General features: G+C 45.1%; 17 protein-coding genes. 8 read left to right on the top strand and 9 right to left on the bottom strand.

Translation table 11 applies throughout. The features are described from left to right. Positions 1 to 39 precede the first annotated feature (39 nt). The gene (locus HRU21_03280; GenBank protein NRA41313.1) at positions 40 to 303 is read left to right on the top strand and encodes a DUF1425 domain-containing protein; all 264 of its coding nucleotides are present in this window, start codon (positions 40 to 42) and stop codon (positions 301 to 303) included. Positions 304 to 314: 11 nt separating this feature from the next. Further along, complete coding sequence (gene lpoB / locus HRU21_03275; GenBank protein NRA41312.1) at positions 315 to 914, top strand: penicillin-binding protein activator LpoB; 600 nt, start codon at positions 315 to 317, stop codon at positions 912 to 914. A 67-nt stretch (positions 915 to 981) separates the two neighbouring features. Here the strand turns inward: lpoB and HRU21_03270 are convergent, their stop codons facing one another. From HRU21_03270 to HRU21_03235, 8 genes are all read right to left on the bottom strand, one after another. After that, complete coding sequence (locus HRU21_03270; GenBank protein ID NRA41311.1) at positions 982 to 2,043, bottom strand: acyltransferase; 1,062 nt, start codon at positions 2,041 to 2,043, stop codon at positions 982 to 984. 33 nt (positions 2,044 to 2,076) lie between these two features. Continuing rightward, a complete protein-coding gene (ylqF, locus tag HRU21_03265) occupies positions 2,077 to 3,045 on the bottom strand; it encodes a ribosome biogenesis GTPase YlqF (protein ID NRA41310.1) in 969 nt (322 codons plus the stop codon). After that, complete coding sequence (locus HRU21_03260; GenBank protein ID NRA41309.1) at positions 3,042 to 3,878, bottom strand: MBL fold metallo-hydrolase; 837 nt, start codon at positions 3,876 to 3,878, stop codon at positions 3,042 to 3,044. Before HRU21_03260 ends, ylqF begins: the two co-directional genes overlap by 4 nt. A gap of 28 nt (positions 3,879 to 3,906) precedes the next feature. Then, positions 3,907 to 5,403, bottom strand: coding sequence for an NAD(P)H-hydrate dehydratase (locus HRU21_03255; protein NRA41308.1), 1,497 nt, complete (start codon positions 5,401 to 5,403; stop codon positions 3,907 to 3,909). 119 nt (positions 5,404 to 5,522) lie between these two features. Continuing rightward, a complete protein-coding gene (locus HRU21_03250; GenBank protein NRA41307.1) occupies positions 5,523 to 6,803 on the bottom strand; it encodes a TRAP transporter large permease subunit in 1,281 nt (426 codons plus the stop codon). Then, complete coding sequence (locus tag HRU21_03245) at positions 6,796 to 7,281, bottom strand: TRAP transporter small permease (protein ID NRA41306.1); 486 nt, start codon at positions 7,279 to 7,281, stop codon at positions 6,796 to 6,798. Before HRU21_03245 ends, HRU21_03250 begins: the two co-directional genes overlap by 8 nt. Positions 7,282 to 7,290: 9 nt before the next feature. Further along, complete coding sequence (gene dctP / locus HRU21_03240) at positions 7,291 to 8,304, bottom strand: TRAP transporter substrate-binding protein DctP (GenBank protein NRA41305.1); 1,014 nt, start codon at positions 8,302 to 8,304, stop codon at positions 7,291 to 7,293. Positions 8,305 to 8,318: 14 nt separating this feature from the next. Beyond that, on the bottom strand, positions 8,319 to 9,179 hold the full coding sequence (locus tag HRU21_03235) for a hypothetical protein (GenBank protein ID NRA41304.1): 861 nt from the start codon (positions 9,177 to 9,179) through the stop codon (positions 8,319 to 8,321). Positions 9,180 to 9,390: 211 nt separating this feature from the next. On the opposite strand from HRU21_03235, the gene HRU21_03230 reads away from it, so the two are divergent. After that, positions 9,391 to 10,410, top strand: coding sequence for a hypothetical protein (locus HRU21_03230; GenBank protein NRA41303.1), 1,020 nt, complete (start codon positions 9,391 to 9,393; stop codon positions 10,408 to 10,410). Here the strand turns inward: HRU21_03230 and HRU21_03225 are convergent, their stop codons facing one another. Next, positions 10,411 to 10,971, bottom strand: a complete 561-nt coding sequence (locus HRU21_03225) for a hypothetical protein (protein ID NRA41302.1) — start codon at positions 10,969 to 10,971, stop codon at positions 10,411 to 10,413. It abuts the gene before it with no gap. 53 nt (positions 10,972 to 11,024) lie between these two features. Between HRU21_03225 and HRU21_03220 the strand changes: the two genes are divergently transcribed. The 5 genes from HRU21_03220 to carB form a co-directional block, all read left to right on the top strand. Beyond that, positions 11,025 to 11,717: a molybdenum cofactor guanylyltransferase gene (locus tag HRU21_03220; GenBank protein ID NRA41301.1), complete on the top strand. Its 693-nt coding sequence runs from the start codon at positions 11,025 to 11,027 to the stop codon at positions 11,715 to 11,717. 13 nt (positions 11,718 to 11,730) lie between these two features. After that, complete coding sequence (gene moaA, locus HRU21_03215; protein ID NRA41300.1) at positions 11,731 to 12,738, top strand: GTP 3',8-cyclase MoaA; 1,008 nt, start codon at positions 11,731 to 11,733, stop codon at positions 12,736 to 12,738. A gap of 17 nt (positions 12,739 to 12,755) precedes the next feature. Continuing rightward, the gene (locus tag HRU21_03210) at positions 12,756 to 13,967 is read left to right on the top strand and encodes a molybdopterin molybdotransferase MoeA (protein NRA41299.1); all 1,212 of its coding nucleotides are present in this window, start codon (positions 12,756 to 12,758) and stop codon (positions 13,965 to 13,967) included. A gap of 285 nt (positions 13,968 to 14,252) precedes the next feature. Beyond that, positions 14,253 to 15,425, top strand: a complete 1,173-nt coding sequence (carA, locus tag HRU21_03205; GenBank protein ID NRA41298.1) for a glutamine-hydrolyzing carbamoyl-phosphate synthase small subunit — start codon at positions 14,253 to 14,255, stop codon at positions 15,423 to 15,425. A 69-nt stretch (positions 15,426 to 15,494) separates the two neighbouring features. Then, positions 15,495 to 16,033: carbamoyl phosphate synthase large subunit (gene carB / locus HRU21_03200; GenBank protein ID NRA41297.1), on the top strand; the 539-nt coding region annotated here is incomplete at its 3' end.

The raw sequence follows: 16,033 nt of genomic DNA, 5'->3' as shown, positions 1-16,033 counted from the left end.
AATGAAGAAAAGCCATATGTCGAATATGAAAACTCCAGTATGAGTCGATATATCAAAGTAGGTGAGCCTAGAACAAGGCGTAAGTATGACATGCTGCAGTTCTCGGTAGACTTAACCAATAAAACCAAAGATGTGGTGAAATTCCAATACAAGTTTAAGTTTTTTGATGCCGACAAATTTGAAGTCGCAAAAGATGGTCGCCCATGGACACCAGTTACCTTAAGCCCGAAAGAGACTACCGCCATTCAAGTAACGGCGCCAAACAGCTCCGTGTTAGGCACGAAAATTTATATTAAGGAATAGGGAGAGAATTAATGATCAAGCCACTATACCTCGTCACACTGTCGATATGTTGTTTGCTTTTGCAATCTTGTTCGAGTGTGTCAACGCAATATGGTGATGCGCAGGGCGTTGAAACCGTCAATACTGACTTTGGCTCAACCGATTTACAAACTATCGCTGCGAAAATGGTTGATGACTTACTCATGTTTCCGCCGATGGTGCAGATAACAGCGTCTAAGCGACCTATTTTATTTGTTGACCGCGTGAAGAATAAAACCAGTGAGCAAATTGATATGGAGAGTATTACCGATACTATCCAGTCTAAGCTGCTTAACTCCGGCAAGTATCGATTTGTTGATATGACGGTTGCCAATCAGGTAAAAGCGCAAATGAATTTTCAAAATTCCTCTGGCATGGTTAATCCCGATATGGCTGCCCGCTTCGGTCAGCAGCTAGGTGCCGAATATATGCTATATGGCAATATGTCTTCGATTGTAAAAAGAGAGGGCGTGACTACCGATGTGTATTATAAGTTCACACTTAAACTGCTACACCTTGAGACCGGCTTGCTAGAGTGGTCTGCCGAAAAAGAGATTCGAAAAACCAAAGATAAACGCTGGTTTGGTGCTTGAACAGCTGATGTTTAGGCGCTGACGTTTAATCGCTGATGTTAGGTTGCTGAGCTTAAGTTTACGGTAATTAAAGCTCAGCGCGCTGTTGGCGAATACGATCAATGGGTTGCATAAGATATTTCACTAAGATCATGGCCAATATGGTACTTAATAATAACGTTATTAGACCTCGATATTGCCATAGCTCGGTTTGTATAAACGGTCTTATCATAAAAATGATCATTACATGCGATATATAGATCGGGTATGATAATTCACCGATAAATCGATCAAATCTATTGGATTTCTCCGCGTTAAAAAATGTCGGCAACAGTGCTGCAAAAGAGATATAAATCACCCAGCTGATCCACTCACTGGGTTGAGCAATAATATTTTTTAACCCCAAAATTAATAGGCAGAAGATTACAATTGACAGCCTAGATATCAGAGTAGATGAGATTATCCAGCCTTGTTGGTAAGCTCGAAAGCTTAATACGCCAAGTAAGAAAAAGCATAATTCACTCGGAAAAAAACGGTAGCTAAAGGGGTCATCATAATAGCCTTTATAAAATAAGCTGAAACGAATTAACAGACTGAGCGTGAGTAGGCTCAGAATCACAACCAATCGTCGCCGTACAACAAATGGTGCGATAGCATAAAAACAAAACTCTAAACAGATTGACCAAGCCTGAGGAACAAATAAAAAGTGTAAAACACCCGGCTGATTGCTGTGAAATGCGGGGGCAAAATAAAACTGCTGAGTCTCAGGATCAAGCCCGGTGAACATAAAAATATCCTGACCAATAATAAAAATATTGCTGAGCATGAATAATATAAAATTTCGGCCATCAAGCTGCTGCCAAGCAGCAGTAAATTCAGGGATGATATTAAGGTTTACTACCAAGGCATAGAGTAGCGCTGAAATGCCAGCAATTAACCAGTAGCAAGGGAAAATTTTCAGCAGTCGATTACTGAAAAATACCCAAAACTGCTGTTGATATTTTTGCGCCAAAATCATCGCAATGTAAAAGCCTGAGATAATAAAAAACAGCTCAACTGCTATTTTTCCACCTACAAACTCAAAGCCTAGAATCGCGTGGCTATGATAAACAACAACCGACGCGGCGAGTAAAAATCTAATTTTTCCCATAGAATCTAGCAACAACGCTCATGATGATAGGCATCAGGATGATTTATTTTTTTTAAACTTGGCTTTTCGTGCAGCTTTTTGCTGTTCTTTTTTAGCACGTTGCTTAGCTAGTTGTTCAGCAACTTGCGCTTCTTCCGCCATTGCCATGGCTGGTGTTTCCCAGCTGAATTTGCCAATCAGGCCATCACGTAATTCGGTGAGCAACAAGTTACACACTTTTTCTAAATCTACTCTGCCGCCTTTCGTGATGCAACCGCGCTGCATGGCAATAGCCTGCAAACAGTCAATCTCTGTGGGCGGTAAATCTGCCAATTGGTAACGCTGCTGCAGCTGCGCAGGGTGATGTGTAAGTAGGTAGTCACAGGCAAAAAAAGCAATATCATCACTGCTGATCGCGGTGTTTTTGATTGCACCGGTGGCGGCTAAACGATAAGCACTGGCTTGGTTGTCAAACTTTGGCCATAAAATGCCGGGCGTGTCCCAGAGCATAATGCCGTTGCGTAAATTGATTTTTTGCATACCTTTGGTAACGGCTGGTTCGTTGCCAGTTTTTGCGATCTGTCGGCCAGCTAAAGTGTTGATGATGGTTGATTTACCGACATTTGGAATACCCATGATAAGGCAGTCCAATACCCCAGCTTGACTAAATTTTTCAGGTGCGAGCTGCCGACAAATCTCAGGCAGAGTGTGAATAGATTGTGCTTGTTGCTGGCTGATAGCTATCGCCTTCACATCGGCCTGCTGTGCAAAGTGATCAAGCCATAAGGCCGTTTGTTCTGGGTCTGCTAAGTCACACTTATTGAGAAGCTTAATCGATGGTGTGCGGCCGCCTTTTACTTGACTGTCAGCATGCTTCTGACAGAGCTTACGAATAACTGGGTTCTCACTACTGTAAGGAATCCGAGCATCCAGTACCTCAATGATGATATCAATATTTGGCAGCGCCTGTTTAATCTCCTGAGTAGCTTTNTGCATATGGCCAGGAAACCAATTAATACTCATAGGCTTGGCTCCAACGTTTTTAAGCAGGCACGCACAAAGTGCTGTTTCGACATTTTATGGAATGAACTCCAGGCTACGCTGTCCTCTCGGCCCAGTAGCTGTCGAGTGATTGCTCGGATCGACTGTCCTTGAGAATGCAGATGGACCACCTGCTGTTGAAATTCGCTTAAAAAGTCACGCTTTTTGATCAGCAATTCTTTACCGTTTTTAAGATGCCCTCGGTGTGCACAAAATAATTCATCGAAGTCTAAGGCAATGGCTTTATTGAGGCTTTCGATGTGTTGGCCAATATTTTCTTCTTCATGCGCATAACGTGTTTGACTGGCTACATAAAGATCACCTGAAAACAGCCAGCCGCGATTTGGCTCGTGCAAACAGACTAAGTCATCGGTATGCCCTGGCATATGCAGTGGCGTTAATGCTATACCATCATGCAGTGTTAAGCTGTCTGGAAATGTTGCCATGGCATCAAGTGGTGTGAAGCTGATTTGCCCGAACAGATAGCGACTAATCAGATTGATGTCATAGCCTTGGCTGAGGCGACCATGACTATTAATATGTGCGCGAATGGTAGCATTGAAACAGTCATGAATATGGCCGCAATTACCGCTGTGATCCTCATGGTAATGTGTCAGTAGCGCTTGTTGAATGCCGCGCTCTGATAAAAAGCGCTGCACCAGTTTCCATTCACGGCTGGGGCCGGTGTCGATAATGGTATCGCCTAGTCGATAAATGATGCAGCTAGTGTTTATTCGGTAGTTACCACGAGGCCCGGTTCGGCCGACACGTATGCCCTCAACCCAAGGGTGATCAATATGATGTATCAAAGCCATGAAGTTTTTGTCGCCGAAAAAGTTTAGTTTATGCGATAAACTTTAACGCGGCAATCAAGTCGCTGGCGATTAGCTTTTGACAGCCCTGCTGCTGCCAATACGAGGCGCTCATGCCGTGTATCAGCATGGCTTGAATGGCAGCCTGTTTGATATCTTTGCTGCTTGCAATTTTGGCGGCTAAAATGCCGGTTAGTACATCACCCGAGCCAGCCGTAGCCAGCATCGGATTAGCAATTGGGCTAATACTCCATTCGCCATTTGGCTCGCATAAGATGGAGTAGGCGCCTTTCAAGATCATAAAACATTTATATTGCTGGCAAAATTTTCTTAGTTTACTCAGTTTCTCGTGCTCATTCTGAAAATCGCCGACCAGCCTGACAAACTCTTTGGGGTGCGGCGTCAGAATACAGTGCTCACCTAACATGGCTTTACAATCCTTGTATTTTGCCAATAATGTGATCGCGTCTGCATCAATGACTACAGGCTGCTGACTCATTGCTGCATGCTGAAGGCAGCTCTCCAATTTGTTCTGTGCCCGATCTGTAGTCCCTAGTCCAGGCCCAATAGCAACCACGCTGTAGGGTGCAAGATTCAAATCGGATGGCGTATCACTACATAACATGGCTTCCGGAAATTGTGCGATTAAGGCCTGTTGAACTTTACTATCGCTACAACATGTGACTAGGCCTGCGCCCGAGCGAAGTGCTGCGCCGCTTGCTAATATTGCCGCGCCCGGCATTGTTGCTGAGCCTGCGACCAGAAGCACATGGCCGAATAAACCTTTATGGCTGAATAATTTCCGCTGTTCTGGCAGGAAGTCTTCAAGCTGCAGCAAGTTGGCCAGCCTTTCAGGCGCATCTGCGGTGCTTAAAAACTCAGGCGCTAAACCAATATCTAGAATGGCAAGCTTACCTGTAAACGCGGCATAGCTTGGTAATAGCTGCGTTAGCATCGGTGTTTGTAAGCACAAAGTGACGTTCGGTTTGACCGCAACAATGCTATTGGCCGGAGCGGATGTCGGCTCGCTCATCAGCCCGGATGCAATATCGATACTGATCACAGTGCCCGGAAAATCGTTGATTGCAGAAATGATCGCGACAAACTCTGGGCTTGGTGGGCGATTTAAACCCGTGCCAAACAAACCATCGATTATCACTGCGTCTTTATGGGTGATTGCAAGCAGCGCTTTACAGTCATCTACTGACAGCATATCTATTTGATAGTTTGCGAGTCGCTGTTGATTGCTTTCATTATCCGAGCTGAAGCGTTGAACGCAGTCTGGAATAATAATTTTTACGGTAAATTCGCTGGCAATCAATTTTCTTGCCACTGCCAAAGCGTCGCCGCCGTTATTACCAGGGCCTGCAAAAATAAGCAGCTGCGCGGCTGGCGAAAGCCTTTTCAGGCAATCTTGAAATACGGCTTCACTGGCCTGCTCCATCAGTTCAAGAGAAGATATACCCTTAGACAGCATGGTATGGCTGTCCCAGGCTTGCATATTTTTAGCAGATAAAATGGGGAGCATAGCAACGCCTACCTTTGACAAAACATGCTATCAAGACGATATTGCAACTATAGCATAGGCATACAGTGAAACGGCTTGCTGATGTTTGATTGATAACTTTGCTGAAAACGCTAACTGCTTTAGTCAATAAAAAATAAAGATAAGGCAGGTATATAAGTTATTAAAATTGAAGCCAGCATCAACACTAACATAAAAGGTATGGTAGCTTGATAAAGTTCGGTTATCGGCTTTTTAAAGCGGTAGCTGGCAATGAATAAGTTCATGCCAACCGGGGGTGTAAAATAGCCAATTTGCATATTCGCCAGAAATATAATGCCTAAATGTACCGGGTGAATTCCGTAAGACACTGCAATCGGCAGTATCAGTGGCACGACGATAACAATGGCTGCAAAAATGTCTAAAAATGCACCGAGTATCAGTAATAAAATATTCAGTACGATTAAAAATGTCCATTTACTGCTGATATGTGATTGCATCCATTCAAAGATATAGGCTGGCACTTCTGCATCAATAATAACATTGGTGAGAGCTAGCGACGCCGCTAAAATAACGATAATGCCACCCACCATGGTCATGGCCCTGCGCATGATTGTAATCAGCTGTATAAAGCTNATTTCACGATAAATGAGCGTTTCGATGACTATCACATATAAACAGGCTATTGCAGCAGTTTCAGAGATCGCTAAGCTGCCAGAGTAAATGCCCAGTAAAATGACAAAAGGCAGCGGAATTTCCCAGCGAGCCTGCCATAAGGCATGTTTAAGCTCCATTACGCTGAAGGCTTGTTGCTGAATGCCTTGCTGACGGTTGCTCCAAATGCTGTAAGCAGCGAGTAATACAATCATTAATCCTGCGGGTGCTAGGCCTGCAATAAACAAGTCCTGCAAGGTAAAGGGCTCGCCAATATGCATTTGCTGGGCAATGATGCCATAGAGTATAAGCGGTAGAGAGGGCGCTATAAGTAGACCTAAACTGCCCGATGAGGTGATTAAGCCTAAGCTAAATCGTTGCTTATAGCCGACTTTTTGCAATGCTGGATACAGCAGTGCACCGATAGCGACAATGGTAACCCCTGAGGCACCAGTGAAGGCGGTAAACAAAGCACAACAAACCAATGCAATAATCGATAAACCGCCTGGTAGCCAGCCAAGCAAGGCTTGAGAGACCCTTACTAAACGTTCAGAAGTTTTACTTTCGGCTAATAGGTATCCGGTCAGCGTGAATAGCGGCAGCGCAATCAGCATGGGGGTGTCGGCGATGCGATAGATCTCTACCGCTAAGACTTCCAGTGGAATATCGTTCGCATAAAAACCCAGCATGGCTGCGCCAATAATAATAACGAATAGGGGGGTGCCCAATATTGCCAGCAACAGCAATGCGACAAAGCCTAAGCTAGTCAAGCATCGACTCCTTATCGGTAATTGGTGATAGGCTAAACAGTAAGAAGCGCAAGCCAATCAGCGCTAAGCTGAATGGAATAATGCTTTGCGCAAGCCAACTGGGGATATTCAGGAAGGCATTGCTTGGGTAGTTAAACTCGGATTGAACAAAGCGAAAACTAAAATATGCAGCGCACAGGCAGATACAAAAGCCCGCTAAGGAGACGATGCAGTGGATGCGTTTATGCCAAACGGGTGAGGCATAATGACTGACTAGATCAATGGCAATATGATTTTGCAGCCTTGCGGCGCGCATAGCACCTAATAGCGCCATCCACAATACTAAAATGCGGCTCGCGCTATCAAACCAAATGAAGCCACTGAAACCGCTGTTGCGCAATATAACCTGCAGCACACTCATACTGATGAGTGCAAGCAATGACAAAACCAGACAGGAATCTTCAATATAGTGTAAGTATTTACTACAGCGCTTGAACATAAGGTTCGCTTATTGCTGTCTGAATTTATCGAGGCTGACAAGCAGCTCTTGGTAATTGGCTTCAGGTATATTGCCTTGTTGTAAAAAGTAGCGCACTGACTGAGATACCTTGTCCTGCCATGCAATCTTTTGCTGCGCATCAAGGCTAATCAATTGAATGCCTTGTTGAGTNAGTGCCGTCAGGGCAGACTGATTATCGATGCGGTTTTGTTTGTCAATTTTTTCAAATGCCTTGCCCATGATGGCGCGAACCAGCTGCTGATCAGAGGCTGAAATTTTGCTAAACGCTTTTTCCGAAACCGTAAGAATGCCATAGAAATACACTAATGGTAGGTCGGTAATTGAGGTCACCTGGGTGTGCCACTGCAGTGCGATAGTGGCGATAGGCGATGAAGTAACCGTGTCGATAAGTCCCGTTTGTAAACTGGCTAAAACGTCGGCAAGCGCCAGCGGCACAGGGGCTATTTCGAAGGTTTTGGCAGCAGCTTGGCTGGCTGCGTCGTCAGCTGGAACCCACACCTTTTTTTCTTTCAAGTCAGCGGGGTCAGCAATTACCTTTTTTGACATTAAATAAGCAAAGCCGCCCTCTGCTAGACCAAAATTAACGAAGCCGGCATTTTCAAATGCGGCCATAAGTTTACTGTCAAGCTGGCTGCGGATGAAATCGACTTCTTCGAACGAGCGGAAGGTTAAGGGAATATTGTAAATTTGCGTTTCTGGTGCAAATTTAGCCAAAGCGCCACCTGGAACTGCAGCGCCTTGCAGTTGACCTAAACGCATTTTGCGTAATACGGCAGCATCATTGCCCATCACTCCGCCCGGATAAAAGCGAAACTTCACTCTACCGTCAGTGGCGGTTTTTACCTCAGTGGCGGCTTGACGCATAATTTGCATCCACTGCGAGCCGTCTGGGGATAAAGTCGCAATTTTAAATGTTGTAGCCAGCGCTATATTGGTAAAAAAGCAAAAGCTTAACAGGGTCGACAGGAGTATCGAGCGGATAAGTAACATAAATTTATTCATTAAATCAGTGCTTATTAATCAAAGTAGTCATCTTCGGTGGCTAACAAACGTTCAGCTTCGGCTTGAGCCCAGGCATTCATTAAGGTTAGGCCATCGTATTTAATAGGAGACTGTAGTACGTCTGAAAGTAATTGGTGGTGTAGCGATTTGTCAAAAATTCCACGCGCATAACGTCTTGCGTACTCAACTTTTATTAACAGGCTCTTCCCTTCGGTGAGCATAATTGCGCGGTCAAAATGGTATTTTGCCTGTTCAGGTTTGCCACCCAGAGATGGCGGTAGCGAAGCGGCAATAGCGCCGAGATAAAGATGCGGGCCTGCATTGTCGATAGTTTCATCATACTCTACGACTCTCTCGAGCATGACTTGCGCTCTCGCTAATTGGGCCAGTGCAGTCCAATCATTACTGTTAGTTTGAATATATGCCAGCCAAGCGACAGCATAAGCATATGCGGTATCTAGATGCTTGTCGGGAATATCGCTAACAATGCTGTTAAAGCGCTTATTGTCCAGCTGAGGTAAATCACAAAATAGCGTATCAATTTTACAGCTGCCTGACTGCGCATAACCCCAGGCTTTATTCGACAATAAACGTTGACGCTTGGGTTCAGTTACAAATGCACCGGCAAAGCTGCCATACATTTGTGCGGCAACCATTTGAGTTTTGCCGCTGGCACTGTCTTGATTGGCAATGCTGTCGATAAGAATTAAAAAGGTTGGCGTCGCAGTTTTGACGGTCTCGGGATCTTCAAAGTTTAGAATAGTTGCTGATAGATTATCAGATAACTTTTCCGTTTGATTGCTTATGATTGCCCCGCAGCTTGATAGTAAGGCTAGGCTTAGCAATAACATTGAGATGTGAAGCACTCGCAGCATAATCAGTCCTTATAGTGCACGGGTTGTGGCTTTTAAACGCGGCTACTTTAGCATATTTAGCAGGACTGATCTGAGATATTTAAAACTTTCTGCAATAGTGTTGCGCTATCGAAGCGGCAAGAATTTAGCTAAGCTTATGCTTAAGCTCAATCAGTAAGCGGGTCCATTTATCAAGGAATGAGAAAGCGTAATGGGTTGTAGGGTATGGGTATTGTTGCCCCTTTCAGCATTTTGTTGTGATGTGTTGGCAGAAAATGATGCTGTTTGGCCAAATTTGCAGACTTGGCAGGTTGTGAACGGTGAATTAGTTTATCTAGCGCCGCAATTCGGACCAGTTCAGGCTGAGCTTGAGCCACATTGGCTGGATCAGCGGCGGCAGGCAGCGGCGCAATATTGGAAGCAAATTACCTCCTCGGTGGATATGTTTTTTTCTGATGACGACATGGCTTTGATTTCAGACAGCTATGCTTATCTGCGTTTACGTCATACATTTGAGGGTGAGGACCCAGGTAGTGATGTAGATTTTAAGCTGAAGACTGACTTTCCACGCACAGAAAACCGACTTGCCGCCTGGATGAGCGATCAATTTCAGTTTATTTTGGCATCAGATGCAGATGATCTGAAAGATCTGAGTAATCAGAATTTCGATCGAAATCCAGATAATCAGCTACGTGATCGCGATCGTAATGTAAATACCAGTATTCGCTGGATTGTGTTTCAGACTGATCAGTGGGAATTTGATTTTGATTTAGGTTTGCGCTGGAGTCAGCCAGTTGATCCATTCGCACGTCTCACCTTGACACAGTCTTATCAGTGGTCTGAAACCTGGCGCGCAAGCTGGCAACATAAGGCCTTTGCTTTTAATGATCGTGATTCTGGTTACCAAACGCGCTTTTTGTTTAGCAAATATATAAATCAGCAATGGGAGTTTAGCAACGCCAGCAAAGCGCGCTGGACCGATGAGAGCCAGACATTTTCTTACAGTAACGTATCATCGCTGATATATATTGCCAACCAGCGTCTTGAATGGGTGGCGCAGGCAGGTGGCTTCTATGACCCGCTGTCAGAATTGGGGGTAAAAAACTATTATCTGCAGTTAAGGGCAATTCGTGAGATTTATAATGATTGGATTTTTGGTGACCTTGTGCCGCGGGTGGATTTTTATGAGCAGCAACAATATGCGCCATCCTGGTCACTCAGTCTGGCGCTTGAGTTTTATATTGATCAGTAATTAAAAGTCAGCAGCAAAACCTATGAGTAAGCCGTCATAAGGCTCAAAATCGAACTTTCCTTGGCTGCCCTCTAAATAGCGGTAGGCAATATACAGAGACGCATTATTGGCTGGCTTGAAGCCTACTTTGATGTCACTTTCTATAAAGTTATCGAAGTCACCCCAGGTTAGAATATCGGGCGAATAAAAAGCTGAGCCACCAATGAAAAATTGACGTGTTAGTCGATAATTGGCATCGGCACCTAGACTCACGCCGGTTGAATCAATATCTTTAGAAAAAAAGTAAAATAACTTTCCGCCCATGCGGATGTCAAATTGCTGAGCAGATGTAGTGATAAAAAGTCCAACACCAACAATGTCTGAATCTTCTCGATTATCTTCGCTGTGCAAGTAGCTAAGTTCGGCTACGGCAGCATTACCAATATCTCTGCGCCAATCTATCTCGACCATTTGATCGCTTAATGATAAGTCAAGTGTATCTGCGCTACTTAGATGACTGATCAGTAAGCTTGAGATGAAAAGTCCAAAACTAAACGCGATCTGGAAAAAACTTTTATGCATTAGGCAGTCCCTTATAGTTTATGATAGGTGAGTTACAACTAAAGATATTGAATATGTTATCAGTTGTCTTAGCTGGTGGTCAAAGTTCTCGAATGGGACGCGACAAGGCTTTTATAGAAATTCACGGACAATCTTTGCTGCATCATCAGATAACGATGTTGTCAGGCTTCAGTAGGCATATATGGTTGTCGATTCAGTCGGCAGGCATTGCGAAGTACTCTGCCATTCTAGACGCATACGATGATGCAAGGGTTGAATTGTTGCCTGATCAAGAGGTCTCGTCGGAGGGCCCCTTGGCTGGTCTGCTAGCGGTACTTGAGCATATTCAACAAATGCGCAGTCAATCGAACGATGCATGCAAAGATGCGCCGTGGTTGGCTGTCTCAAGTTGTGATGTGTATGGCCTGCAAGCAGATATTTATCAGCAGCTGGCGGCTCAGCTGGCGGCTTCGACAAATTTTGATATTGCCTGTTTGGCGGTCGCAGGTAGAGTGCAGCCATTAATTGCTGTTATCCGACTGGACTTTAGTGCAAAGGACAACATCTATCAGCAACTGCACAATTTCTTTACCCAGGGTGGCAGGTCAGTGATGCAGTGGTTTGACGCGGTGGGCTACCAGGCTTTCGATGTGCATGACATGCTTTCTGAGGCGAGTCTTGCTAAAATGCATTTTAATATCAACACCGAAGAGGATTTATTACTGCTGCAACAAAAGTTAGCGAGCAGTAATGCTTCAGTAAGATGACGAGCTTATTCGTATGACGCAGTTAATCGATGCCTTCGGCCGGCGGATAAACTATTTGCGTATCTCGTTAACAGATCGTTGTAATTTCCGCTGTACCTATTGCATGCCTGAGCAGATGCAGTTCGAGCCACGTCAGGAGCAACTGGCAAGTACTGAGTTGCTGATGATTGCTAGAGCGTTCACTGAGCTTGGGGTGAGCAAAATTCGCCTGACAGGTGGGGAACCCACGATTCATCCAGACTTTGATTTCTTACTGGCTGCCTTAAGCGGCATTGACGCTTTGCAAACGATTGCCTTGACCACAAATGGCTCAACACTTATTCAAAAAGCTGCGGCGATAAAGCAGAGTAAAGTTCAGCAGTTAAATATTTCCCTAGATTCGCTGCAAGCCGATAACTTTAAACGCATTACGCGCTGTGGTGATTTATCAGCGGTGCTGTCTGGTATCAGCCGCGCGAGCGAATTGGATGTTAAACGTATCCGCTTAAATGTTGTGGTTTCGGCCGGTGTAAACGATCATGAGCTTGATGATTTACTGGACTTTGCGATTAAGCAAAATATTCATATTGCCTTTATCGAAGAAATGCCGCTGGGCAGCATGCCGAATTATTCACGCAGTGCACATTTTTTATCAAATCAGCAAGTAAAAGAGCATTTTGCGGCGCGGTATACTTTGCTGCCAATGCTCGAAAAACGCGCGCAAAGCGGTCCTGCGGAATATTACAAAATTGCCGGCAGCAGCACTGAGTTAGGCTTTATTTCTCCGCACAGTAATAATTTTTGTAGTAGCTGTAATCGTGTGCGTTTAACCCGTAAAGGTGAATTGATTTTATGTTTGGGGCAAGAGTCGTCGGTTGATTTGCGTGCTGTCATTCGCGCTCATACAGATGAGCAGGAGCAGCTTGTGCAGTTGAAGCAAACTATCATTGCGGCGATGGCGGCGAAGCCTGAGTCGCATCAATTTGATCACAGTAGTGACGATGTTCAAGTTGTACGCTTTATGAATGTCACTGGCGGTTAGGCAATAATTCACTTCTTATGATGGCATTCGATACTGCCCAGCAGCAATTAATGCAGCATGCGCAACAACAGTTTTCTAAAGCGCCGCCAGGTATTGAACGTATATCCTTACCCCAGGCGCAACATAGAATCTTAGCAGCCGATATTTTGGCGCCGATGGCTGTGCCGCCATTTTCTAATTCAGCCATGGATGGTATTGCGATCAATCTTGATAGTACGGATCTTGATCAGGTCTTGCCGATGCAGCAAGCAGTCTTTGCTGGTCAAGATCCTGAGCCACTGCAGATTGGTCAAGCCTGTCGTATTTTTACCGGTGCCGTGTTACCGCATGGTGCCGATGCAGTTATCTTACAAGAAGATTGTGAATTTGCAGGGGATACGGTTGTTGTTAAGCCCTCGGCTATGCCGATCAGATGTCAGCAGCATATTCGACAAGTGGGTGAAGACATAGCGCTTGGTGACCGCGTATTGCAGCAAGGCGCCATATTGACGGCAGCGGCGATTGGTTTACTCAGTTCATTGGGTTTGTATGAGGTTGAGGTTTACCAGGCCCTTAGTGTTGCGTTGGTTTCTTCCGGCGATGAGTTGGTTGCAGCTGGCCCGCAGTCCTTAAGGCGTGGCCAAATCTATAACTCTAATCAGCCCATGTTGGCTGCGATTTTGCAATCGTCTAGCTGCGATGTTTCGGTGTTTCATGTGAATGACACGCTGCATGAAACGAAACTTTTATTGTCGTCACTGGCGAGTGACTATGACCTGATCATTACCATTGGTGGGGTGTCGGTTGGCGATGCTGATTTTATTAAAACGGCGATTGATCAGCTTGGGCATTTAGATTTTTGGAAAGTCGCGATGAAGCCGGGTAAGCCTCTGGCATGGGGTCAGGTTGCAGACACGCCTATTCTTGCTTTGCCGGGCAATCCAGTGTCGGCATTTGCCTCAATGCAGCTGTTTGCATTGCCGTTTATTCGTCACTTGCAGGGGCGGTGTGAGTCTTCTAAGGTGCTCGAGCATTATCCGATAGCGTTGGATCAACCAATTTCTCCACGTCGAGAAGAGTTTTTACGGGTGCGTAAAATAATCCATCAGCAGAAAATATGGCTTGAGCCTTATGCTCATCAAGGCTCTGGGGTGCTGAGTTCGGTTGTTAATGCTGACGGATTTGCGCGCATCGCCAATAATCGTCAAACTCAATCTGGCGACTTAGTACAATTTATCGCTTTTGCTTAGAAAGCGATTGCCTTTCCGCTATAGCTTTGCGTATAATTCGCCTCCAGCAATTGAGTCTTGTTCGAGACTTAACTTATCGTTTTTCATACATTTTTCTTACCTGAGTCGCCCTATCAGCGATCTGGTGCTGCGAGAGTGGCAGTGAAAACATGATAAGTAAAAAAGCGTGATTCATTGCCATAAGCTAAGCCAATTTTAGTCTATCGAAATTTGCATTGAAGATATGAGCTGCTCTGATTTACCGCATTGAGTAGAAAAGTTTTCGGTAGAGTTGGATGATTGTCTATGCTTAGAGGCAATAATTGCAGCGTATCCTATCTATATTCGGAGGTTTGCTTGACAGTCCCAGCTCTATTAGCCCTTGCAGACGGCAGTGTATTTCACGGTATTTCAATCGGCGCTGAGTCGGAGTCTATTGGTGAAGTTGTATTTAACACTGCCTTAACTGGCTACCAAGAAATCCTTACCGATCCCTCCTATGCGCGCCAAATTGTCACCTTGACTTACCCGCACATTGGTAATGTTGGTGTTAACCCTGAAGATGAAGAGTCTTCTTCAGTTTGGGCACAAGGCTTGGTTATTCGAGATTTACCTTTATTAAAAAGCAATTTCAGAAGCACTGAAACCTTGTCAGAATATCTGCAGCGTCACAATATTGTTGCCATTGCAGATATTGATACACGTCGTTTGACCCGTATTTTACGGGATAAAGGTGCGCAATCGGGTTGTTTAGTAGCAGGTCAAAATATTGATGTTGATGCTGCGGTGGCCAAAGCTAAGGATTTTGCTGGCTTAGCTGGCATGGATTTAGCCAAGCAGGTTTGCACGACATCGCAATATGCTTGGCATGAAGGCTCTTGGGAGTTGGGTGTTGGGCATAGCAATGCCAATGCGTCAAAATTCCATGTGGTCGCCTATGATTTTGGTGTAAAGCGCAATATTTTGCGGATGTTGGCTGACCGCGGCTGCGCTTTAACTGTTGTCCCGGCAGAAACACCTGCAGCTGAGGTGTTAGCGATGAAACCTGATGGCGTGTTTTTATCAAACGGTCCTGGCGATCCAGAGCCTTGCGATTATGCGATTGCTGCGATTCAAGAAATCTTAGCACATAAAGTCCCCGTTTTTGGTATCTGCCTAGGGCATCAGCTATTGGCCTTAGCTTCAGGTGCGAAAACCTTAAAAATGAAATTTGGTCATCATGGTGCCAACCATCCGGTGCAAGACTTGGACAGCAAAGTTGTGATGATTACCTCGCAGAACCATGGTTTTGCAGTGGATGAGGCTTCTTTGCCTGATAACTTAGTGGCTACGCATCGCTCCTTATTTGATGGCTCTTTGCAAGGTATTGCTCGAACCGATACCCCGGCGTTTAGCTTTCAAGGGCATCCAGAGGCAAGCCCTGGGCCGCATGATGTAGCGCCCTTATTTGATCGCTTTATTGAATCTATGCAAGCTTAATCGCTATTGGATAATAACCGTATGCAGCCGGGATAATTTTTTCGGCTCTATTGAAAGAACCTATAAGCAATGCCAAAAAGACAAGATATTCAATCTATTTTAATCCTCGGTGCTGGCCCTATTGTGATTGGCCAAGCTTGTGAATTTGATTACTCTGGTGCGCAGGCCTGTAAAGCGCTGCGAGAGGAGGGCTTTCGTGTCATCCTAGTGAACTCCAACCCTGCCACGATTATGACCGACCCTGCGATGGCAGATGCCACTTATATCGAGCCTGTTGTCTGGCAAACGGTTGAAAAAATTATCGCTAAGGAACGCCCCGATGTATTGCTGCCGACTATGGGTGGTCAAACGGCGTTAAATTGCGCCCTAGCGCTTGAAAAACATGGCGTGCTAGAAAAGTACGGTGTTGAAATGATAGGCGCAACCAAAGAAGCAATTGATAAGGCTGAAGATAGAAAGCTGTTTGATGATGCAATGAAGCGCATTGGCTTAGAAACGCCGCGTTCTGGTATTGCGCATAATATGGATGAGGCCGTTGCTGTGTTAGATATGGTTGGCTTTCCATGTATCATTCGCCCGTCTTTTACTATGGGCGGCTCTGGCGGTGG

The sequence above is a fragment of the Pseudomonadales bacterium genome, from assembly GCA_013215025.1.
GTDB lineage: Bacteria > Pseudomonadota > Gammaproteobacteria > Pseudomonadales > DT-91 > DT-91.
The sequence above is the reverse complement of the archived record's forward strand: the minus strand, read 5'-3'. Positions and strand labels throughout refer to the sequence as shown.